Annotated in this window: 22 protein-coding genes; 6 read left to right on the top strand and 16 right to left on the bottom strand. The window is 36.2% G+C overall.

Going from position 1 to position 23,330, the window contains the following annotated elements:
• Positions 1–32 precede the first annotated feature (32 nt).
• Positions 33–1,361, top strand: coding sequence for a tRNA (N(6)-L-threonylcarbamoyladenosine(37)-C(2))-methylthiotransferase MtaB (mtaB, locus tag H1R81_RS24550; protein ID WP_181843399.1), 1,329 nt, complete (start codon positions 33–35; stop codon positions 1,359–1,361).
• Positions 1,362–1,492: 131 nt separating this feature from the next.
• Here mtaB and H1R81_RS24545 read toward each other — a convergent pair whose 3' ends face one another.
• Positions 1,493–1,795 (bottom strand): response regulator transcription factor, encoded by a 303-nt coding sequence (locus H1R81_RS24545; protein WP_181843398.1) that lies wholly within the window; start codon positions 1,793–1,795, stop codon positions 1,493–1,495.
• Positions 1,776–2,126 carry a response regulator gene (locus tag H1R81_RS24540; protein WP_181843397.1) on the bottom strand — a complete coding sequence of 117 codons (351 nt, stop codon included), beginning with the start codon at positions 2,124–2,126 and terminating at the stop codon, positions 1,776–1,778. The genes H1R81_RS24545 and H1R81_RS24540 overlap by 20 nt, the downstream gene beginning before the upstream one ends.
• 242 nt (positions 2,127–2,368) lie before the next feature.
• Between H1R81_RS24540 and H1R81_RS24535 the strand changes: the two genes are divergently transcribed.
• Positions 2,369–3,733: a M28 family peptidase gene (locus tag H1R81_RS24535; protein WP_181843396.1), complete on the top strand. Its 1,365-nt coding sequence runs from the start codon at positions 2,369–2,371 to the stop codon at positions 3,731–3,733.
• 144 nt (positions 3,734–3,877) lie between these two features.
• The gene (locus H1R81_RS24530) at positions 3,878–4,291 is read left to right on the top strand and encodes a hypothetical protein (RefSeq protein WP_181843395.1); all 414 of its coding nucleotides are present in this window, start codon (positions 3,878–3,880) and stop codon (positions 4,289–4,291) included.
• Positions 4,292–4,536: 245 nt separating this feature from the next.
• Here the strand turns inward: H1R81_RS24530 and H1R81_RS24525 are convergent, their stop codons facing one another.
• The 4 genes from H1R81_RS24525 to H1R81_RS24510 form a co-directional block, all read right to left on the bottom strand.
• Positions 4,537–5,880 (bottom strand): ammonium transporter, encoded by a 1,344-nt coding sequence (locus H1R81_RS24525; RefSeq protein ID WP_220275307.1) that lies wholly within the window; start codon positions 5,878–5,880, stop codon positions 4,537–4,539.
• Between the two features lie 78 nt (positions 5,881–5,958).
• Positions 5,959–7,083 (bottom strand): porin, encoded by a 1,125-nt coding sequence (locus H1R81_RS24520; protein ID WP_181843394.1) that lies wholly within the window; start codon positions 7,081–7,083, stop codon positions 5,959–5,961.
• Between the two features lie 342 nt (positions 7,084–7,425).
• Positions 7,426–7,776 carry a 4Fe-4S dicluster domain-containing protein gene (locus H1R81_RS24515; RefSeq protein ID WP_181843393.1) on the bottom strand — a complete coding sequence of 117 codons (351 nt, stop codon included), beginning with the start codon at positions 7,774–7,776 and terminating at the stop codon, positions 7,426–7,428.
• Between the two features lie 221 nt (positions 7,777–7,997).
• Entirely contained in the window at positions 7,998–8,348 is a 351-nt protein-coding gene (locus tag H1R81_RS24510; RefSeq protein WP_181843393.1) for a 4Fe-4S dicluster domain-containing protein, read from the bottom strand.
• Between the two features lie 112 nt (positions 8,349–8,460).
• On the opposite strand from H1R81_RS24510, the gene H1R81_RS24505 reads away from it, so the two are divergent.
• On the top strand, positions 8,461–9,480 hold the full coding sequence (locus H1R81_RS24505) for an acyl-CoA reductase (RefSeq protein ID WP_181843392.1): 1,020 nt from the start codon (positions 8,461–8,463) through the stop codon (positions 9,478–9,480).
• On the opposite strand, the gene H1R81_RS24500 is transcribed toward H1R81_RS24505, so the two are convergent.
• The 6 genes from H1R81_RS24500 to H1R81_RS24475 form a co-directional block, all read right to left on the bottom strand.
• The gene (locus H1R81_RS24500) at positions 9,481–10,674 is read right to left on the bottom strand and encodes a VWA domain-containing protein (RefSeq protein ID WP_181843391.1); all 1,194 of its coding nucleotides are present in this window, start codon (positions 10,672–10,674) and stop codon (positions 9,481–9,483) included.
• A 21-nt stretch (positions 10,675–10,695) separates the two neighbouring features.
• Complete coding sequence (locus tag H1R81_RS24495) at positions 10,696–11,556, bottom strand: MoxR family ATPase (protein WP_181843390.1); 861 nt, start codon at positions 11,554–11,556, stop codon at positions 10,696–10,698.
• 16 nt (positions 11,557–11,572) lie between these two features.
• A complete protein-coding gene (locus tag H1R81_RS24490) occupies positions 11,573–12,106 on the bottom strand; it encodes a hypothetical protein (protein WP_181843389.1) in 534 nt (177 codons plus the stop codon).
• A 3-nt stretch (positions 12,107–12,109) separates the two neighbouring features.
• The gene (locus tag H1R81_RS24485; RefSeq protein ID WP_181843388.1) at positions 12,110–13,555 is read right to left on the bottom strand and encodes an MBOAT family protein; all 1,446 of its coding nucleotides are present in this window, start codon (positions 13,553–13,555) and stop codon (positions 12,110–12,112) included.
• A 536-nt stretch (positions 13,556–14,091) separates the two neighbouring features.
• Complete coding sequence (locus H1R81_RS24480) at positions 14,092–15,396, bottom strand: dihydrolipoamide acetyltransferase family protein (protein WP_181843387.1); 1,305 nt, start codon at positions 15,394–15,396, stop codon at positions 14,092–14,094.
• A gap of 31 nt (positions 15,397–15,427) precedes the next feature.
• Entirely contained in the window at positions 15,428–16,702 is a 1,275-nt protein-coding gene (locus tag H1R81_RS24475) for a competence/damage-inducible protein A (protein WP_181843386.1), read from the bottom strand.
• A 237-nt stretch (positions 16,703–16,939) separates the two neighbouring features.
• Between H1R81_RS24475 and H1R81_RS24470 the strand changes: the two genes are divergently transcribed.
• Positions 16,940–17,668 carry a DUF4197 domain-containing protein gene (locus H1R81_RS24470; RefSeq protein WP_181843385.1) on the top strand — a complete coding sequence of 243 codons (729 nt, stop codon included), beginning with the start codon at positions 16,940–16,942 and terminating at the stop codon, positions 17,666–17,668.
• Positions 17,669–17,760: 92 nt separating this feature from the next.
• Here H1R81_RS24470 and H1R81_RS24465 read toward each other — a convergent pair whose 3' ends face one another.
• The 4 genes from H1R81_RS24465 to H1R81_RS24450 are packed head-to-tail and all read right to left on the bottom strand — an operon-like array spanning position 17,761 to position 22,644.
• Positions 17,761–19,107, bottom strand: coding sequence for a glycoside hydrolase family 105 protein (locus H1R81_RS24465; RefSeq protein WP_181843384.1), 1,347 nt, complete (start codon positions 19,105–19,107; stop codon positions 17,761–17,763).
• A gap of 13 nt (positions 19,108–19,120) precedes the next feature.
• Entirely contained in the window at positions 19,121–20,161 is a 1,041-nt protein-coding gene (gene rhaT, locus H1R81_RS24460) for an L-rhamnose/proton symporter RhaT (protein ID WP_181843383.1), read from the bottom strand.
• Positions 20,162–20,174: 13 nt separating this feature from the next.
• Complete coding sequence (gene rhaM, locus H1R81_RS24455) at positions 20,175–20,492, bottom strand: L-rhamnose mutarotase (RefSeq protein WP_220275306.1); 318 nt, start codon at positions 20,490–20,492, stop codon at positions 20,175–20,177.
• Positions 20,493–20,505: 13 nt separating this feature from the next.
• Positions 20,506–22,644 carry a hypothetical protein gene (locus H1R81_RS24450; protein WP_220275305.1) on the bottom strand — a complete coding sequence of 713 codons (2,139 nt, stop codon included), beginning with the start codon at positions 22,642–22,644 and terminating at the stop codon, positions 20,506–20,508.
• Positions 22,645–22,927: 283 nt separating this feature from the next.
• Between H1R81_RS24450 and gldC the strand changes: the two genes are divergently transcribed.
• Positions 22,928–23,272, top strand: a complete 345-nt coding sequence (gene gldC, locus H1R81_RS24445) for a gliding motility protein GldC (protein WP_181843381.1) — start codon at positions 22,928–22,930, stop codon at positions 23,270–23,272.
• Positions 23,273–23,330 lie beyond the last annotated feature (58 nt).

Below are 23,330 nucleotides of genomic sequence, written 5' to 3'. Positions count from 1 at the left end.
TTCATTAAATTTGCACCTTGAAATTTGTTTTTATGAAAAAAGTAGCGTTTTACACATTAGGTTGTAAGCTAAACTATTCAGAAACCTCAACTATCGGACGCATGTTTGAAGAAAGAGGGTACCAGAAAGTGGAGTTTAATCAAAAACCTGATATTTTTATAATCAATACTTGTTCTGTGACAGAAAATGCAGACAAGAAGTGCAAAAAGATTGTTAAGGAAGCGAATAAGATAAACCCTGATGGCTATGTAGCTATTATCGGTTGCTATGCCCAGTTAAAGCCCAAAGAAATTTCTGAGATTGAAGGGGTTGATGCCGTTTTGGGTGCAGCCGAAAAATTCAGATTAATAGATATTATTGGTGATTTTGTAAAAGAACCTAAAGACCCAACCGCCAAAGTTTATAACTCCAAAATTGAGGAAGCGATTGATTATCATACTTCTTATTCTTTGAATGACCGTACCCGTACATTTCTTAAAGTACAGGATGGTTGTGACTATCCTTGCTCTTATTGTACCATTCCATTAGCTCGTGGTAAAAGCCGTTCCGATACTATTCAGAATGTAGTGAAAGCGGCTTATGAAATTGCCGAAAGTGGTGTGAAAGAAATTGTATTGACGGGTGTAAACATCGGTGATTTTGGTTTGCAGAACGATGAGCGAAAGGAGACTTTCTTTGAATTGGTCAAGGCACTTGATAATGTAGAACGCATCGAAAGATTCAGAATCTCAAGTATTGAGCCTAATCTTCTGGCCGATGAAATTATTGAATTTGTAGCTAACTCAAAACGATTTGTCCCCCATTTTCATATTCCTTTGCAATCGGGTTCCAATAAAGTATTAGGATTGATGCGCCGAAGATACAAAAGAGAATTATATGCAGATAGAGTTGCCAAAATAAAAGAACTCATGCCCGATTGTTGTATTGGGGTTGATGTGATTGTTGGGCATCCGGGAGAGACTGATGAGGAATTCATGACAACTTATCAATTTTTGAATGACCTTGATATTAGTTATTTACATGTATTTACTTATTCTGAGCGTCCGAATACTTATGCCTTGGGTATCAAGCCTGTAGTGCCAGCGAATAAAAGAGCTGACCGTTCAAAAATGCTGCATATACTATCTGATAAAAAGAGACGCTTTTTCTATGGGCAGCAAATCGGCAAAAACTTCTCTGTTTTATTTGAAGAAGACGTTCAAAATGGTTTAATGCAAGGCTTTACCGAGAATTACGTGAGAGTGGTGGCTAAATATGACCCTTTGCTTATTAATGAAACCCAAAACGTAAACTTAGTGAATATTAATGCTGAGATGTTAGTCGAAGTAGAGGAAGTATGTGAAGAGTTGCTTCATTCTTGATTGTTTTATTTGATGTAAACAGATAACTCAATTTAATATAAACAATAAGATTTCTGAATATAATAATATCATTGAACTCGGGTGAACGTATTATACTTTTAAATGGCACCAAACTTTACAGGGTGAAAGAATTATTTAACTAATTTTTCACGTATTGCTTTTGAAACGGCTTCAGTAGCCGATTGAACATGCAATTTTTGATAAATATTTTGTAGATGACGACGAACAGTTTCAATTGAAATTTTATTCGCAGCTGCAATTAATTTGTAAGAATTGCCATATGAAAGTAATTGGAGAATTTCTTTCTCACGCTCAGAAAGCTGATAATTTTTCGAACTCTCATTCTGATGAAATACCTGTAAAACTTGTCGTGCAATTGCAGGCGACATTGGTGCTCCACCATTCTGAACATCTCTAATTGCCTGAATTAGCATCGTAGCCGAATCTCTTTTCAAAATATAGCCATCTATCTGCCACTCTCTTCAAACATTCAAATAAACGTTTATCATCATCAAATACTGTATGCATTAATACTTTAATATCATTTTTTGCTTTTTTAATTAGCAAAACCCCATCTAACCCATTGACTTCTGGCATGTCTATATCCATTACAGTTAGATCAGGCCGCTCATTTTTAATATCTCTTATCACGTTGAGGCAGTTTTGATGAACTCCTACTACTATAAAACCATCGGAGTTTTCAAGCATCATTACTACTAAATCGCTGAGGCGAGTATTATCTTCATATACGGCTACTCTTGTCATGTTAGTTTGATTAGTAGATTTTCTAAAATCTGGTTATTTCCGACCGCTTTACAAATGAAATAGATAAAAACCATTTTCACAATAACATATAATGGTTACTAACCGACATCGTGAAAAAATTCAACTCATTTTTCTAAAATTAAACTACCAAATCATCATTTCGATCTAAATCTTTAGTAGTATCTCCAAGCATCTGAAAATTGTTTTGTATTTTTGTTAAACTTCTAATCTAAACTTCATTCATGAAAAAAGGAATTTTCGTATTCAGCTTCATCATCATTTCAATTAACCTCTCAGGTCAGAAAATTATTAACCGGGATCCTCAAATTGAATCATTAGTTAATCAGGTATCAAGTGATACACTCAAGGCATATGTTGATAAATTAGTAAGCTTCGGAACAAGAAGCACACTTTCAACTACAACTGATGTTAAACGTGGAATTGGGGCAGCAAGGAATTGGGCTTTGAGTAAATTTCAGGAGTTTGCAAAGCATACTGAAGGTCGAATGACAACTTATTTGGATACATGGATTCTTCAACCTGATGGAAAAAGAGTGGATAAACCTATTGAAATAGCAAATGTAATGGCAATTCTAAAAGGTTCGGATCCAAATGATAATCGAGTATTTCTTGTTAGCGGGCATATAGATAGCCGAGTAACTGATGTAATGAATAGGGAGTCTGAGGCTCCTGGAGCCAATGATGACGGAAGTGGTACTGTTGCTGTTATCGAATTGGCAAGAGTAATGTCAAAATCAAAATTCCCTGCTTCGATTATTTTTGTAACTGTTAGTGGAGAAGAACAGGGGTTGTTAGGAGCTAATCATTTAGCTGAAAAAGCAGTAACAGAAAACTGGAATTTAGAAGGCGTTCTCAATAATGATATTATGGGTTCAAATCACAGTAATGAAACTAATATTATTGATAATACCCGAGTTAGGGTGTTTAGCGAAGGTTTACCTGCTTTTGAAATGGATAAAAAAGTTGGTGCTATAAGACAGTATGGATTTGAGAATGATGGTAAAGCCCGCCAATTAGCGCGTTATTTAAAAGAAACCGGAGAACGTTACATAGATAATCTTGAGGTAGTAATGATTTACAGGAATGATCGTTTTTTAAGAGGAGGAGACCATACTCCTTTTGTAAATAAAGGTTTTGCAGCAGTACGTATTTCTGAAATGAATGAAAACTTCCTTCATCAACATCAAGACCTTCGAACTGAAAAAGGTATTGAGTTCGGAGATTATGCAAAACATATGGACTTTGAATACTTAAGAAAAAATACAGCTTTAAACTTAGCCACTCTTGCTAATCTTGCTAAATCTCCATCAATACCTGAAGATGTCATTCTCGATGTGCGAGGCTTAGGTAATTCAACGAGTTTGCGTTGGAAAGCTTCAAAAACCGGAAAAGTAAAAGGGTACTATGTGTTAATGCGGGAGACAGCCATGCCATATTGGCAAAAGAAATTTTTCACATCAGATTTAAAAATAACACTCCCCTACTCAAAAGATAATTTCTTTTTTGCTGTTCAATCTGTTAGTGAAGATGGCAACGAAAGCTTGCCTGTTTTGCCAAGAGTAGGTTTGAGAAATGCTGGAGAATAGTGTGTAAACTTTATCTTGTAAATGTATTAACTGATTAGTATCAGTAAAATATCTAAGCTATCTCATTAAAAATAACATTTAGTTATTGCAACTTTCCAACGTTTTTTTGGATAAGCTAATCTTAATAATAAATGTAACAAAATAATGAGAAAGTTGTATAATGGTATTGTGATTGTTCTTTTCTTTTTTGCCTGTGAAGCAAAAATTATAATACCCGAAAAACTAATAGGCAAATGGAACCCGACCTACTATATTCAAAATAAGACCCCAGATGGTAATTGGGGATCATGGATTATTATTAATACTCTTGTACCATTGCCAACAATAGAATTTTCTGCTAAAGGAAGATTCTTAACCGACGGTAAAGATGGTGCAGAATGCTGTTATGCTGGTAATAGATTTAGTGTTTCGAATAATATTATCACATTTACTGATACTAAATCCTGCCCTCAAATGAGTTGCACTAATTGCTTTCAATGGTTAATTCAAAGGTTAGATTCCGATACCCTTGTGTTAGAAGTTTGCAAAACAAGGAGTAAATATGTTAGAGCAGAGTAAAAAAAACATTACTAATTTTTATAAAGGCAAGTCATGGCCAAAATTAAAGGCTTGTAACTATCTTTAGTCAAACAACTTTGCTTAATGCGAGAATTAAATACCCGAATTATAATCACAAGATAAGTTTAAAAATAAAGAAAATGCCCACTAATGTAGCGGGCATTTTGACTTATGGAGTACAACAAAACCACAATAAAAGTACGGTTTAACCCGCAATTGTGATTTTGTTACATAATAAAATATCATTATGCTAATTCTGCCACACCAGCCTCCACTAAAGACTCATCATGTTGGCTTATATCAAGACCAGATTTCTCATCTGAATCTGATACACGTAATGGAAGAATTAAATCAGTAATTTTCAATAGAACAAATGACATCGCAAACGCAAATACCGAAACAACAACTAAGGCAATCATATGGTTTACAAACAATTTTGACGCTCCAAAGAATAATCCTTCATCTGCAACTGCTGAATTGACACCTTTACTTGCAAAAATACCTGTCATAATCATACCTACCATACCCCCAACACCATGACAAGGGAAAACATCAAGTGTATCATCTAAAGCTGTTTTAGTTTTTAGGTGAGCAAGGTAGTTAGATATAATAGAAGCAATCGCACCAATGAAAATTGAATGAGGAATTGTAACAAAACCTGCAGCAGGTGTGATAGCAACTAACCCTACCACTACACCAATACAAAACCCAAGGGCAGATACTTTTTTACCACGTGCAGCGTCGAACAATACCCAGGCTAAACCTGCTGCTGCGGCAGCTGTGTTAGTTGTTGCAAAAGCAGATGCAGCTAAAGTACCAGCACTTAAAGCCGAACCGGCATTAAAACCAAACCAACCGAACCAAAGTAAACCGGTACCTAATAATACGTAAGGAATATTTGCTGGTGGCAGAAAGCTCCCCTCAACATGAGCACGACGGCGTTTCAAATAAATTGCACCTGCTAAAGCAGCCCAACCTGCTGACATATGAACAACAGTACCACCTGCAAAATCAAGTACACCTAATTTGAATAAGAAACCTTCAGGATGCCACGTCCAATGAGCCAACGGCGCATAAATAAACAAACTGAACAGAATAATAAACAATACGTATGATTTGAAGTTGATACGTTCTGCCAAAGACCCTGTTACAAGTGCAGGGGTAATAACGGCAAATTTTAATTGGAAGAAGGCAAATACAACCAAAGGAATAGTGGGTGCTAAAGACCAAGGTTTACTTTCTAACACGCCTTTGAACATAAAGAAAGTTGAAGGATTACCAACAAAACCACCAATGGTGTCTCCAAATGCAAGGCTGAAACCAACTGTAACCCAAAGAATTGAGATTACACCCATAGCGATAAAGCTTTGCAACATGGTTGAAATAACGTTTTTAGTATTCACCATACCGCCATAGAAATAAGCTAATCCGGGCGTCATGATAAGAACTAAGGCAGTACTTACAAGCATCCAGGCTGTATCTGCTCCATTTATACCATCGGTAACGATTGTTGATGGCACAGCAGGCATAAAGACTCCTGCGATTGCAATTGCAAGCAAAATAATCAGAGGAAGAGGATTTTTACGCATAATGTGTTTGGGGTTTAAGTGTTGTACAAAAAAATTAAGGTATAAGTTTAGTTTAGGTTTATTGATGAAGTTAGTTTATTAGAATTTGAAAATTAATGCACCTCCTAATGTAGATTGAGAACTTTTGGTAAAATTTCCATCGCTATCCTGGAATTGCTCTCCACCGGTTCCGATACCTTTGGCATAGCTATCAAGACGGAACTCAGGTTTGAACAAAAGATTTTCAGAAATTGTGACATTACCCGTCAAGGTAAAGGAGTTTACAGAAGTACCTTCATTCGGTCTGCTTGGGTTTTTCAAACCACGAATACCACTTGTATTATCAAAGTATTCGTAACGAACTCCTAAGCCGAATTTATCTGTAAAGGCAACTTGAGCGTATAATGCTGCCCCACCCCATGATTTTTTATCTTGAGTACCATATGCTGCATTCACACCTAATAAGAATTTCTCTGTAATTTGATATGAGGTAGTTAAATCAATAATTGAGTAATATGATTTTTCTGTTACCCCTTCATCGCTTCCTAACCAGTTCAGATATAAGTTCCAACCTTCGGCCGGAGATACATAAAACTGAGCCATCACGCCTAATTTATCATTGTTATCATCTTTTGTATCTATTCCATTAACAAGACCAGCTGTTAATGAAGCTTTATCTGAAAGAGCTACGGTTGCCTTCAAGCCAGTATGGTAAAAAGGGCCATTACCGAACAGATTTGAAAGTGAATAATTAAAGTTTACTGGAGCATCTATCACTTCATAACCGATATGAGTACCAAATTGACCCGCTGTTAATGAAAACTTATCCGATGCCTTCCAAGTAATATAAGCCTGTTTAATAGCTAATGCAGTACTTGTTGCTCCTGCCACAGGGCTGATTGGGTTACCATAGTTTCCTAAGTCAGCATGGTTTCCAAATACTAAATCAATTACGGCATCAACTTTATCAGTAGAGTATGACAATTTAGTTTGAGCAAGACCTAACTGAAATTGGCCAGGCTTTTGGTCGAATATACGTTCAAAACCCGATACGCCTAAATTTGATCTTGATGCCGGATTGTTTAAGTTACCAAAAAAGTAAGTATCAACGTAGCCTGAAAATGTGAGTGGGTTCTTTTTCTCTTCTGTGGTTGTTGTACTTTCTTGTGCTTGGGTCGCTGCTATTGAAAACAACGATAATACTGTAAAAATCAATTTTTTCATAATAATCTTTGGTTTAAGTGGCGATTGTTTGAAATTAAATTTCATTACAAATGTTTAGTAAAATTCTTTTAATTCCAAATTTTAGATTCAAAAAAAATAACAATTTCTTTAAAAAAATATTTTTTTATAATTTTTGTATGTTAAAAAATATAATTTATTGAAATAATCCTATAATTTTACAAAACAAATTTTATACTGATTTTTTTAATATATTCAGTATATTATTCCGGAATGCAATTATTTCTTAAATATGTACAATTGTAAGATTTAATCAAAAAAAAGCCTGCCGAGAATCCGGCAGGCTTCTAATATGGAGAGCTAATTGATTATCAAAACCTACAATCAAACTTCAGCATGAAGCCATGCTTTTTTTGCGGTAAGCGTGTCGTCATCTTCAACATTATCAGGGTCTGGCACACAACAGTCTACCGGACAAACAGCAGCACATTGTGGCTCTTCATGAAAACCATGGCATTCTGTACATTTATCAGTAACTATATAATAAAATTCGTCCGATACTGGTGACATAGGATCTTTACCCCCAATTACCGTTCCATCTCCTAATTCAACCTCAGTCAATTTTGTCCCTCCTCCCCATGTCCACTCTACTCCACCTTCATAAATTGCCGTATTAGGACACTCTGGTTCGCATGCACCACAATTGATACATTCATCCGTAATCATTATTGCCATATTCTCTCTATTTTGTAGTTTTCAAATATTCAACAAATATACACCTTCAAAGTTTTAGTAGTACATGACTTTAAATTATGCACCATTCCTTTTAAGAATACCTGTAATTAAAAGACCTGATACTCAAAGTTGTTAAACCTGAAGATTTAATCAAAAAAAGCCTGCCGAGAAATCCGGCAGGCTTCTAATATGGAGAGCTAATTGATTATCAAAACCTACAATCAAACTTCAGCATGAAGCCATGCTTTTTTTGCGGTAAGCGTGTCGTCATCTTCAACATTATCAGGGTCTGGCACACAACAGTCTACCGGACAAACTGCAGCACATTGTGGCTCTTCATGAAAACCATGACATTCTGTACATTTATCAGTAACTATATAATAAAATTCGTCCGATACTGGTGACATAGGATCTTTACCCCCAATTACCGTTCCATCTCCTAATTCAACCTCAGTCAATTTTGTCCCTCCTCCCCATGTCCACTCTACTCCACCTTCATAAATTGCCGTATTAGGACACTCAGGTTCGCATGCACCACAATTGATACATTCGTCTGTAATCATTATTGCCATACTCTCTCTATTTTTGTAATTTTCAAATATTCAACAAATATACACCTTCAAAGTTTCAATTTAGTCGTATTTTTGCATGATTTTAAACAGCAAATCACTTTTTCTAAAAATAATGCAATTAAAAGACTTTATTCTCACATTTTCGCATTTAGGTGGCTTCATACTTAACGAAAATAACGCTGAAACAATCTCACAATGGTCCTATGCAGCTCGAAGCGAAAATGCCTGGTTTACAGAAGATAACGTTAAATTAGCTTTAAATAATATAGCCAAATACTATCTAAATAAGGACTTATTAGAAAATTTTGTTGCTACTAACCATATTCAAACAAACATTAGTCCTAAAAAAGTAGGGGTTGTTATGGCTGGCAATATTCCTGTTGTGGGTTTTCATGATTTGCTTTGTGTGGTTTTAAGCGGAAATATTGCTCTGATTAAATTGAGTTCAAGTGATTCGGTACTGATGCATTTTCTCATTCAAAAAATGTTTGAAATTAGCCCTGAGATCAAAGAATTTATACAAATTATTGATAAACTCAATTTTGCAGAAGCAATGATTACCACCGGAAGCGATAATACAGCTAAGCACTTTGAATACTATTTCTCAAAAATTCCACATATTATTCGTAAAAACAGAACCTCAATAGCTATCCTTACTGGTGAAGAATCAAGAACAGAATTAGCGAACTTAGGGAATGATATTTTTCAGTATTTTGGGTTAGGTTGTAGAAACGTATCAAAATTGTTTGTTCCCAAAGGTTATACATTTGATAAATTCTACGAAGCTATCGAATATTGGAGTACCATCAGAATTCACCATAAATACAATAATAATTACGATTATAATAAATCGGTGTTGTTAGTAAATAGAACACGGCATTTTGATAACGGTTTTTTACTACTGAAAGAAGACACTGCCTTGGTTTCAGCTATTTCGGTTTGTCATTTTGAGTATTATGAGGATGAATCTCATTTAAGGCAATTAATTGACCAACATCAAGAGAAGATTCAGTGTATTGTGTCAAAAGACCGAATCTTTGAAAACAGTTTTAACTTTGGGGAAGCACAATCACCAAGCCTGAATGATTTTGCCGATGGTGTAAATACGATTGCGTTTCTGAAGGGAATCTGATTAAAATTTCAATTTAGGATTCTTCAGGCATTTCATAGCTTTTTCAATGCCATTGATTGTTAAAGGAAACATCCTCTCATCAGACCATTCTCTGATTTGCTTAATAGTATGCGTGTATTGCCAATAACCATCGTTAATCGGGTTTAGCCATACAAAATTCGGGAATATATCTTTGAATCTTGCCAGCCATGTTAAACCTGATTCTTCATTATAATGCTCTATACTTCCTCTTGGCTCTGATAATTCCCAAGGGGACATGGAAGCATCACCCACGAAAATCACTTTATAATCCTTATTATATTTATTGAGGACTTCCCAAGTAGATACTCGGTCTTCATAACGACGGCCATTATCTTTCCACAAAGTTTCATATACACAGTTATGAAAGTAATAATGAACTAAATGCTTGAATTGGTATTTAGCAGAAGAAAACAAAGTGGAACATTCTTCTATATACTCGTCCATTGAACCTCCCACATCCAAGAGCAATAATACCTTTACCCTGTTTTGCTTAGAGGCCTGCATCTGGATATTTAATAGTCCTGCATTCTCACTTGTTTTGTGTATAGTTTCATCAAGATTCAATTCGTCTTCTACTCCTTCTCTTGTCAGAATACGAAGTCTTCGTAAAGCCATTTTCGTATTTCTTGTATTGAGTTCAAGGTCATTATCATAGTTTTTGAACTCCCTTTTATCCCATACTTTTACGGCACTTTTTCCGCCTCCTTTCCCTCCTATTCTAATGCCAGCCGGGTTATAGCCCGAGTTACCCAAAGGAGATGTACCACCTACACCAATCCATTTGCTTCCTCCTTCATGCTTTTCTTTTTGTTCTTCAAGTATTTGTCTGAATCTGCTTAGCAGCTCCTCCAAGCCGCCCATTGCTTTTATTGCATCCTTTTCTTCCTCCGACATTTCTCTGAGCAATTGGCTCTTTAGCCAGTTTTCATCAATCTCTGTTAAGATTTTTTCAACCGGAATATTCTCAGAATCTCCGAAGAATTGTCCGAAAAGTTTATCAAATAAATCCAGGTTTTGTTCGTGTTTGACAAAGATGGCGCGGCTTAAAAAATAAAAATCTTCGACACTGTAAGCAATCACTTCCTTATCGAGCGCTTCCAACAATGTCAGATGCTCTCTCAATGAAACCGGCAGTTTATTACTTTTCAGATGATAGAAGAAATCTAAGAGCAATTTTATAAGCGTTTAACTTTGTTATTTGATTCCTTTTTCCCTCAAGGCCTTATATAAATCATAATCTGATTCATTTTTAAGCAAAGCACCTAAGAATGGTGGCACTTCATTCAGTCTGCTTAAATCATTCAGATCGTCAGCAGAAACTTTTCCGACCAAAAGTAATTTAAGCCAGTCAATCAATTCACTGGTTGAGGGTCTTTTCTTCAGATTCTTGATTTCTCTGATACCAAAGAAAGTTTTCAAGGCATTTGCCAGCAATGTTTCCTCCAAATCTTTGTAATGCACATCAACAATTTGCTGCATGGTTTCTTTATCAGGGAAACGGATAAAATGAAAGAAACAACGCCTCAAAAAGGCATCAGGCAACTCTTTTTCGTTATTGGAGGTAATAATAATAACAGGCCGATGTCTGGCTTTTATGGTTCGCTTTAATTCATAGCAATAAAACTCCATTCGGTCAAGTTCCTGCAATAAATCGTTTGGGAACTCAATATCTGCTTTATCAATTTCATCAATCAACAATACACTCTGTTCTTCTGTATCAAATGCCTCCCATATTTTCCCTTTCTTCACATAGTTTTCTACCTGATTTACTCTATCGTCACCTAATTGAGAATCACGCAAACGAGAAACAGCATCATACTCATACAGGCCTTGTTGAGCAGTGGTAGTTGATTTTATATGCCAGGTAAACAACTGTTTACCCAATGCTTTAGCCACCTCATAGGCTAAAAGTGTTTTACCTGTGCCTGGCTCTCCCTTTATTAATAGTGGTCTTTGCAGGGCAATTGAGGCGTTTACAGCTGTTTGAAGTTCGCGTGTAGCAACATAATCAGATGTGCCGGAAAAGCTATTGTTTTTATCGGAATTACTTGCCATAATTGATTTTTATTTCCTATTCTTCTTCACTTGTAAAACTATACAAGGTTGGGTCGAGTTTCAGTGTGCCTCCATTAAATTCGTTTACGAATCTGGTAATTACTTCGTTATCAATCTCTTCCACATTTAAGGCGATATCTAAACCAATGCCATATTCAAAGTCTTCATCAATTTCTACAAATTCTGCCACCTGAATTGCCTCTTCCTCTTCTAACTCCTCAATAATTTCTTCCAGCATCAGTTCCATATCCTCATTTACCTTATAATTAGGTTTGCGCTTATCTACCTCAACATAGTTAGGATACGATTTTTTCATACGAATCTCCGCCTCTTCAAAAACCAAACTGCTATGGTTCAAGCGCAATGTACCCATTACGGCATCGTAGATTACTTCTTGCCCATCATGTTTTCCTATAAACTGAAAATGTGCGAATTCACCGGAGTCATTCATGCCGTCTTCATCTTCAACTATCACATAGTTCTGGCCTTCCTGTTTGCACTCAGCTTTCAGGTCAGCTATTTCCTGTGGATCATATCCTTCGTTTTTCATATCTTAAAATTGGAAATAAATAAATTGTGAATTATTATAAACACCGTAACATAATATCATACCTAAAATCAGATAATATGCTCCCCATCTTTGCCAACGTGGTTTGGCATCAATCCAGGCCGACAGGTTTTTGCCTCTCTGCAACCATTGAACTGATTCCATGATAATGATTGAAATGATAATTAAATATAAATCATTTTTACCAATCATGTATATGACATAGTCTAAAGAATGGGAGTTTCCTTTAAAAATATGCCTGGCTATATATATAGCATCAGCATTAGTATTGGCACGGAAGAAAATCCAGGCAAAAGCTACTAAAACAAATGTAATTGCTCCATGAATTAATTTTTGAGGAATAGTGGCATGATTCAATGTGGTTTTCACCCCCGTAATTTTCTTTTGAAACGATTCAGTGGCTTGCCCGATAATCAGATAAAAACCATGCAAAGCCCCCCATATCACATAATGCCAGTTTGCCCCGTGCCATAAACCACTAACCATAAAAACAAAGAAGCGATTGAAGTATTGACGGGGTTTAGAAACCCGATTTCCTCCTAATGGTATATACAAATAATCTCTGAACCAGGTTGATAGTGAAATATGCCAACGCCGCCAGAACTCTCCTACCGATTTTGACAGATATGGTCTGTCGAAATTTTTCATGAGTTTAAAGCCCATTACCCTTGCTGAGCCTATTGCAATGTCTGAATATCCAGAAAAGTCACAATAAATCTGAAAGGTGAAGAAAATAGTTGCTATAATTAAGGGTAAGCCCTGATATTCAGTTGGATTGTTGTAAATCAAATTAACAAATTTGGATAATCGGTCAGCAATAACAACTTTCTTAAACATTCCCCATAGCATAAGTCGCAGTCCACTAACTACTCTATTGTAGTCGAAATCGTGTTTTTCGTAGAATTGATGTATTACATTCTGGGGGCGTTCTATAGGTCCGGCCACCAACTGGGGGTAAAACATGACATACAAGGCATAAATGCCAAAATGACGTTCTGCTTTTTGATTTCCTCTATACACTTCAATTGTATAACTCATTGCCTGGAAAGTATGAAAAGACAATCCGATAGGCAAGATAATATCCCAGTAAGGTAAAAGCTTGTCAGGAATTAGTTTGAACAAAGCTGAATTAAAATTCTCAATAAAGAAATTATAATATTTAAATATAGCCAGTACTCCAATATTCGCCACCAAGCTCATGATAAGTGCCCACTTTCTTCGTTTACCTTTTGAATGTTCAATCCAGATTCCCGCAAAGTAGTCTATGATAATCGTAAAGAAAAGGATCAGAATATAGTAAGGAATAAAAAAACTATAAAAAATACAGCTTGCAATTAGTAAATGAAACCAGCGGTATTTATGCGGAAGAGCAAAATAAAGAAGCGTGACAACAGGAAAGAAAATCAGGAACTCGAGCGAATTAAAAAGCATTAGAAACAGTGTTCAAGGTTCGAGACTCAAAGGTCTTGGTTTAATATTATATTTTAAAATAAATTCGTGCTTTAGCACCAAATTTATTCTTTCAGCAAGGTTTAAATTAAACTTTTAAAATCAGGCTACCTATACATTTACTGAAAGATCAGACAAAAAAGATTTTGTTTAAGAAAAAACATTTTGTCCATGTTCACGCAACTTTTTCAAATTATTCACTAAACGTTTTCAACAATATTCAATTTCGGTTTTTATTATAAATTTTAATCTAATATGCATAAATACCTTTTTTTGTACAAACACCTGTCAATCTCTGACAATGAAAAACACGATTTTAATGATTTTTTTTTAACAAAACGTTTTGTTAAAAAAGAAACGTTTCTTAATAAATGAATAATTTTAGTTACTGTTTAATAAAGGTCACGTTCATCTAATTAACTCGTGGTTAACAGTACTGCAAAAATCCTGAAAATTATTTAATAGTCTGGCATAAAAACTGAAAAGGTCTGAAATTCAGACCTTTTCAGTTTTAAACATTAGAACAATTTCCTGTCTAAATCAAAGTTTTCTAAATAATCAGAAACCCGCTTCACAAACTGACCGCCCAAAGAGCCATCGACTACCCGATGGTCGTAGGAATGTGATATAATCATTTTCTGGCGTATTCCAATAGTATCGCCATGAGGTGTTTCTATTACTGAAACTTTTTTCTGAATAACGCCAAAAGCCAGGATAGATACCTGCGGTTGCATTATGATGGGTGTTCCGGCAATATTTCCAAAAGACCCTATATTAGAAACCGTCAGGGTTCCATCTGATAAATCATCAACTTTTAATTTATTTCCTCTTGCCCGACTTGCTAATTCATTTACTTTTTTTGTTAAACCAATTAAACTGTACGAGTCAGCTTCGTGAACTACAGGCACAATCAGGTTTCCAGATTGTAATGCAACGGCCATACCAATATTGATTTTCCCTTTCCGGATAATTTTATCTCCATCAATCTGGATATTAATTAACGGAAAATCTTTGATTGCTTTTACCACAGCTTCAATTAAAAGCGGGGTGAAAGTAATGTTTTCGCCAGTTTCCTGCTGAAATTTATGTTTTATTTTATCTCTCCATAATGAAACATTAGTCATATCTGTTTCTACAAATGAAGTAACATGAGCTGAAATCCGCTTAGACTCTACCATTCTCTCGGCGATCATTTTTCTCATTCTGTCCATTTCAATAATCTGGTCAGTTGAATTCGAAGATGAACTAACCCGAGGTAAGGAAGTGGCTGAGCTGGTAGAATCTTGTACTTGTGTTTCTTTTTTGTATTTTACATAAGCCAAAATATCATCTTTTGTCACACGGTTTTCTGAACCTGACCCTTTGATACTCTCCAATTCTTCACTCGAAATATTTTCCTCCCTTGCAATATTCTGTACCAAAGGTGAATAAAAACGGCCACTCAAAGAATTTGTTTTAGGTTCCACATTTTCAATCATCAGAGATGTTAATTGTGATTGTTTTTCAAGTTCACTAACGGCTACATCCAATTCAGTCTCTTCAGGTATCTGAGTCTCTGTTATGGGTTTATCGATGCTATCAGAATCAGTTTCAATTAAGCATATTGGTTTACCAATAATTGCTGTCTCTCCCTTCTTTATCAATATTTCTTTGAGGACACCATCATAAGCCGAACCTATTTCGGTATCGATTTTATCTGTGGCAACTTCAAGAATCATTTCATCTGATTCTATTCTATCCCCTACATTTTTCAGCCAGTTCAAGACAGTGCATTCAAATATACTCTCTCCCATTTTAGGCATTATCATTTCTACAAGAGCCATAGTCTATTTTTAGATTTTTGTTGATGTCAATTTAAGATTCGTAATCACCATTCAGCATTTTTCTCAAAAGATTCATGGCAACTATACTGCCATAATTTATGTTAGTTTCCCTTTGATTAGACATCTGAATCTTTCTGGCAATTGTCATTCCCTCCATCGCACACGCTATCCAAAGTGTGCCTACTGGTTTTTCAGGTGTCCCTCCGTCTGGCCCTGCAATGCCACTGGTTGCAACTGCAAAGTCTGTTTTCATTAATGCTCTTACACCTTCAGCCATTTGGGTAACAGTTTCTTCACTCACAGCACCATGTGTTTCAATCGTTTCAGATTTCACACCTAAAACATTGATTTTGACCGAATTGTCATAGCTCACAACACCTCCTGTAAAATAAGCCGAACTACCAGAAACTTTAGTAAACAAATGAGAAATAAACCCACCTGTACAACTTTCTGCTACTGAAACTGTTTTGCCTTTGGTTTTGAGCAGTTTACCTAATGCCGCCTCCAAATCCTGATCATCATACCCAAAAACAAATGATTCTATTAAAGGCAATACTTTATCAACTTCGTTTTGCACTTCTTGTTTCAGAACTTCTTCATTCTCCCCAACTCCTGTAAGTCTTAAACGCACTTGTCCGAAACCTGGAAGGTATGCCAGTTTAATATGTGATGGCAGGTTATCTTCCCATTTTTCTATTTTCTCCGCTAAAAATGATTCCCCTACACCAATAGTACGAATCATTTTATGATAGATTACAGGAGTTTCAAAGTATTTCTTCAGCCTTGGAATTACCTCATTCGCCATCAGGTATTTCATTTCATGAGGTACACCCGGCATCGATACAAATATTTTACCCTTCTCTGAATTGTCACTTTTTTCAAACCACATACCCGGGGCTGTGCCTGTTTTATTTGCCAGATAAGTGCAACGACCCGGTACCATTGCTTGCTGGCGATTCAATTCAGTCATCGGGCGGCCTCTCCTCGAAAAAAAATCGGTTATAAAAGCTAAAGCATCTTCATTAATGATTAATTCATCGTTGAAATATTTGCATAAGGTTTTCTTTGTAATATCGTCTTTGGTAGGTCCTAATCCTCCTGTCAATAGTATAATATCAGCCCTTTTTTCAGCTTCATCAAGAATTTGCAAAATTTTATCTTCCTGATCCCCTACCGACGACTTTCGTACTGTCTTTATCCCGATCTTATCCAATTCGGTACTCATCCATTGGGTATTGGTGTCGGTAATCTGTCCATATAAAATTTCATCTCCAATTGTTACTACTTCCGCTAAAATGGGTCTCATATTAATGACATTGGGTTTTGTTAGATTTTAAAGGGTCACTTAAACCATGATTTGTTTAAATGGTCTTAATGAAAATGAGATATCTTTGTGAAAGTAAGTTTATCTGTGCATTGTTCGTTTTTATGACCAAATTTAACCAGATCAATTTCTTAATTTGCACAAAAATACAATTTTCGGTGTTCATTCGTTAGTAAGACAATTATTAATTCTAAAAAAACAATTTTAAATTAATCAAAAATGAGAAGATTACTTATTCTTTCGTTGATTCTTAGTATTTTAGGCATACAAGGTTGTGCAGGACAGAAAATTAATCTTGGAAAAGTTTTAGATGGTATTTCAAAAGCTACCCAAAATGGCGGATTGACCAATGATGAGGTGATTTCAGGCCTAAAACAAGCCCTGCAAGTAGGAATTAATAAAGGGGCTGATAGTGCGTCAAGGCTTAACGGCTATTTTCTGAATCCAATGATTAAGATTCCATTTCCTCCAGAGGTACAGAAAGTTGAGACAGCTCTAAGAAAAGTGGGGTTAGGTGGTGAAGTTGATAAATTTGTAATGGCACTGAACAGAGGTGCAGAGGAAGCAGCAAAAGAGGCAAAGCCAATATTTATTAATGCAATTTTAAGTATGAATTTTTCTGACGCCTGGGCAATTCTGAGGGGTGAGAAAAATGCCGCAACTATGTATCTGAAACGTACTACTTCAGAGCAATTAATTGCGGCTTTCTCGCCTGTAGTTGAAAAGGCGCTCCAAAAAACCCAGGCAACAAGATATTATTCTGACCTTGCCAATACTTATAACAGGCTTCCTTTCGTACAAAAAGTAAACCCGGATTTGAAATTATATGCTACTGAAAAGGCAATTGACGGACTATTTATTTTAGTAGAAAACGAAGAAGCAAAAATCAGAGAAAACCCGTGGGCGAGAACTACAGACTTGTTGAAAAAGGTATTTGGTTCTATCTGATTGGCTCAGGATTTCATGCAAAAAATAATACTAATTAAATTTATTATTTTTTGCCTGAAATCCTGAGTTATACATATAACAGAAAATTATGACTATTTACTGAACATTACCGCGCTATCATTCAAGTCAAATTTTTTATTTCTCAGAAGTTTTATCATTTCAGAACCCGCTAATAGTACTGGTCCATAGCCATGAGCAGCATAGACATTTACAGGTCTATAATAGTAAAATGCCGGATCAAAACCCATTCCTGTACCAACACATACGCCCTCTACCTGTCCTTTTTCTGTAACTTTAGTAGCGACTGCATTCCACCCTAAAAGAGCCATAGGACCGTAGGTTGTCGCGTCTAACCATCCTCTGTTAATGGCTTTTGCAATGCAGTGTGTGTAAATAGCTGTAGCCGAAGTTTCCAAATATGAATCATGACGGTCAAGTAACTGGTGCCAGAAACCTGTACCAGATTGCTGAGTAGCTAAACCCCTGGCATGAGCTTTTAACTGCTTGAGTACATCAATCCTGCCAGGGTAATTTTCAGGTAATACTTCTAACAATTCAACCATTGCAAGAATTGCCCAACCATTGGCTCTTGCCCAATGGAACTCAGGATGGCTTTCCATTTCCTGAACCCAACCGTGCATGTAAATACCTGAATTCTTATTGAACATACGTGTTGAAAACTGTAAAACCTGTCTTACGGCATCATCATAATATTTCTTATTACCCGTCAAACTACCCATTTGCGCAATTGCAGGAACTCCCATAAACATATCATCAAGCCATAAGGTATTTGGTAATGGTCTGTTTCTTGCCAAAGTCCCGTCTTTCAATCGAAATTCTTTGGTGAAAATATAGTTGATATAGTTATCAATGATCGGTCTTAAATCTGCTCTCACAAGGCCACTTTTTGTTGCCCTAATCATGGCCGCACACATAGCCCCACAGTCATCCAATGCATGTGGTGTTATAATTTGCCTGAGTGAGGTTTGAGGATTTGTTTTATAGATTTCTTTAAAATAAGGCAGAACATCGGCAAGAAACTTGAATCTTTGGATAGTGTAATTAGTAAAGGAGGTGTCACCCGTTACTTCACCGGCCAATAGCATAGCTTCATAAGTTACGCCCCATTCATAACTTGTCAGGCTAAAATCACCTTTTAATATAACCGAATTTGTATTGATCTGTGAATAATCTGAGATTTCGATATTGGTATTTTTATCTACAACTCTGGTGGGTGTTGCTTTATCCAAATAATTCCTGACCCGGTTCAATACTACTATAATATCCTCAGGCTTTGTAGAGCCATACGTTGTAGGATAATCAGGTTTTGCTGTGTGTAAAGCATCGGAATGTAAGGTTTGGGCAGGTGCTTGCTTTTGTGCATAGCTGTATCCTGAGATTACCAAAACTAAGGCAATCAGCTTAAATAATCTTGACATAATAAATAATAGTTTAGTGAACGAAATAGCTACCCATTCCAATAAAAGCGGAGGAAAGAACGATCAGGAGTAACCCTATATATAAGACACGTATCGTTGACCCACTAACACCTTTCCATTCTTTATAAAATAATCCCCAAAGTGTACCTACCAAAATAATAAATGCCATGTGGAGTGTCCAGGAGGCAAAATCCAAAGACTTACCCAGTTTAGATTGACCCATTCCGTAGAAAAAAAACTGAAAATACCATGTTACCCCAGCCAGTAAGGCCCACAGATAGTTGGTTTTCAGCGGGGTTTTACTATTTGCATAATCTCCGAAAGATTTATTTCTGAAGTTGAGAATCATACACCACACAAAATTAGTAGCAAATCCACCAATTAACAAGACTGGTAAAATAGCATTATTTTTAAATAGAGGGTCTGTACCGTTAGTTTCTGCCGCGGTAGCTATTGGTGCTCCTACCGCAAGCCCGAAAGCAAAACAGGCACTCATAATGCCACAAAAAGTACCTACCAGTAAACCTTTTTTTAAATCAAATTCCTTTACCGTTTCTTGTTTACTACTTTCATCTAATTCTTTTTCTTTCATCATTCCAGCCCTGCCGCATACAAAAATTCCTATTACACAAAGCAATACTCCTGCTAAAGTAATTTGTCCTGAACCTGTAGCTACCAACTCGCCGAAACGACCTTCATAAATTGGTGGAATTAATGTACCGAAGGCTGCGCAAAAGCCCAAAGCCACAGCTACGCCTAATGATACTCCAAGATAGCGCATGGTAAGGCCGTAAGTAAGACCACCGAAGCCCCATAAAACTCCAAACAGAATTGTGTAGAAAATTGTCTGGCTATCGGCTGCCTGAATACTTGGTATTAAATCTTTAACTGTAAGAAAACCAAAAAGCCAGGGAGCGATTATCCATGAAGCTACTCCTCCGATAATCCAGCCACTTTCCCATGACCATTTTTTGATATTTTTAAATGGAATGTAAAAACTACCGGAAGCAAAACCACCGATAAAATGAAAAATAATACCAAGAATTGCGTTCATAAATAATTATAAGTTAGGGTAAGTAAAAGACTTCTTTTAAAGGCACAGAAACTGGTGAATTATCAGGATTGGTATCCATAATATCGGCCATGTATGCCCACCATTGTTTCACGGTTTCGGTTTGAGGCAATGTATCCAAGAGCTCCGGGTTTTCAATTTTTAGTGAAGCAAACAAAATATTAGTTTCTTCATCCAGAAAAATGGCATAATCCTCTACTCCTATACTTTTTAGGAGTTCCTTCATTTGAGGCCATAATTCGTCATGCCTGCGTTTATATTCATCGGTTTGGCCGGCATGTAATTTCATTTTTAATGATACTCTTTTTAACATATTATTTTGTAGTCTAAAAAAACTTTTTCAATCCTTCCCATTTTACATTCCATGTTCCATCTTTCGGAAAACCCGGATTTGACTCATTACAATTATCATACCCTGCACACATCAAAGCCACAGCGGTTAATAGTCCACCATTACCCGGCAAATATAATCTTAATCGTTTGTCTTGAAAATTATGCCCGTTATTTAAGTAAGTATTAGTACGGACATTCATCAACAAGCCGTCAAGCGCATACTTTGGCATTCCCAAACGCGTGGCTGTCATAGCAACCATCGGGAAATCCCAGCCCCAGGTATCGTCCCAATGCCATACTTCCCAAACTTTTTCAAAAGTATTTTTCATAATTTTCCTGTCAAGAACGGGAGTCTCTGGCAGCATCCCAAAGGTTGCTAAAACTGAAGGATGATCGGTAAGAAAAAGTGGATTTGTAAAAGAGTCCTGAGTACTTTCTGTAGCCAGATAAATCTTATCTTTTATGGGTAGCGGCGATAATTTATCAAGTACCTCCTGCCATTGTTTATCAGGCTTCAAACCTAATCTTTTTCGCCATTCCTGTGCAGTGGTTAGGGCCCAATACCAATAATTCAGCTCATAAGTAGGGTTAAAGGTTTTTTCTGGTTTAAATCGTTCCTGTGCTGGTATCAGGCCTTTCCCTAAAATATATCTACCTTTTATTTTATCAAAATAAGCATAAGAAGCCATAAAGTCAGCCGTCTCAAAAATCAGTTCTCTGTATTTTTCAAGGGTTTGCTTTGTAGGCTTTTCCCTATAACATAATTCTGCAAATGTAATGATATGCGGCTGTTGCCAGATTAGATACGCCCCAACTGAAGACCCCGTTTCTCCTCCTTTATAATCCGTCATTTTTTGCCATCTTGCTCCCCTGAACCCTTGCCTCTGAGCTATTTTCTTTGCTGTTGGTAAAGCAATTCTGTACCAGCCAAGGCTTTTTTCTAATAAATCTATTCTTCCCCATAAAGCAAAATGAACCGCATGCCACCAGTGCATTTCGAGATGTGGTTTACCAAACCAACTGTTGTAAGTTAGTCCTGTTTCCTGTGGGGGTGCTTTGGTAGTTCCTTGTACCTTAGTAAGATATTGAGATAAGATTATTCGTCTTTCCAATTCATTCGCCCGTTCATCAGTACTGCCAGAAAAATCAATCGCCCCTCCTGAGTCCCAGAAATTATTCCAGCCTTGCAGGCTATTTGTTTCGACAGAGGCAAAATTAATTGTTGCAGTAGTATTTTTATTTTCCGAGTAATCACAAGTAAACGACCAACTTGTGGATTGAGTTAAAGGCTGAATAATAAAATAATGCGCTTGCCTGATCTGAGACCGAAGGTTCAGATTAGAAGTAAGGCCAATAAAATACTGAAAATCATCAATTTTATGTTGAACTATGATTCGCTTCTCTCCTTGTTTTGTAATAATAGACGTATGTTTATCCGAGCTATCCCAATTATTTCCACTATCTAAAAACTTATTAGTCGGATATGGAATTCTTATCCTTATCATCAATTGATTTGTTTTTAGCAATGGGGATTCAACAGATACTCCTATCACATCTTTTTGTTGATGACAAACCGTCTTAATATCTACTGGTTGGCTGTCAAAGATGAAATGGCTTGAAATCTCACCAGTCCATAAATCAAGCGTCTGATTTACTTCACCTATATCTTCTATCTGACCTTTTGTACCATCTTTTTTGTAGAGTTCGAAACCAATATTTCCTAATTGAAGCCTGTGTGGGTTCTGACGAAGAAAATTAACTGCATCTTGCTTACGACCTGGCTCAGATAGTTGAGGGGTATAAATAATCTTTCTGCCGTGGCTTTCTATCTCTTTAAAGCCTTCTTCAATCCTGTAATTTTCTTTATTAGGGAAACTGTGCCACCCCCATTCAGACTGGGTGCCAAGTGGTATTCCGTTGGCATAGTAATCCGGAAAGGTCTGTAATCCGGTAGCATCTACTGTAAAAGCAAAACTACCATTACCCACAGTAAGAGAAGATAGGGTATCTAATGATTTTACAATAACTTTATGCCTGTTTACCAACGCCTGACGGTCGATCTTCTGCGCAAAGATAAAGAAAGGGAAAAACATTAAAATACAACATATAGGTAGTCTTAGTAGAAGAATCATTCTTTAAGCTGGGTATTTCCTCGAACCAAATATACTGATTATCGTCTTATATTCCTCTCCTGTACTTACATGAAATCAAATTTTTTCTGCGAAAAATCACATTTCCATCAAATTAATCTTAAAAAATGAAAAGACTAAATCAGAAATTTAAGGCTTAATGAACTTTCTGATAAAAAAAATAATTCTAAAACTATAAATTAACTATTGCACTTTAGTTATAAAGGCTGTTTGCTATTAAAAAAAAGGAATTACAAATCCGTTTTAATTATCTAATATAATTTGAATGAAGAAATCAGAAATTAATTTTACTGTCGAATTAGACGAAACACGAATCCCCGAAAAAATTTTCTGGGATGCTACAGAAAATCCAAATGAAGGAATTAACGAAAGTAAAGCAATTTCAATTAGCGTTTGGGATCATTATCATAAAGGTTTATTAGGGATCAACCTTTGGACAAAAGATATGGCATCTGATGAAATGAAGCATTTTGCAATAGACATTGTAGGAAATGTAGCACAAATGGTAGCTGACTCAACAGGAGACAAAAAAATGATTGAGATTTTAGAAAGTACTTGCAGAAGCCTGAAAAGGCATTTAGACGAAGAATTGAAAAATAATCCTCAATAAAAATTTGGCAGGAAATATTAAAGAAGGGCATTCTAACGATTTGTTAAGAATGCCCTTC

Source organism: Emticicia sp. BO119, from assembly GCF_013912375.1.
Lineage (GTDB): Bacteria > Bacteroidota > Bacteroidia > Cytophagales > Spirosomataceae > Emticicia.
Note: the sequence above shows the minus strand (reverse complement) of the source record. Positions and strands in the feature narration are given on the sequence as shown.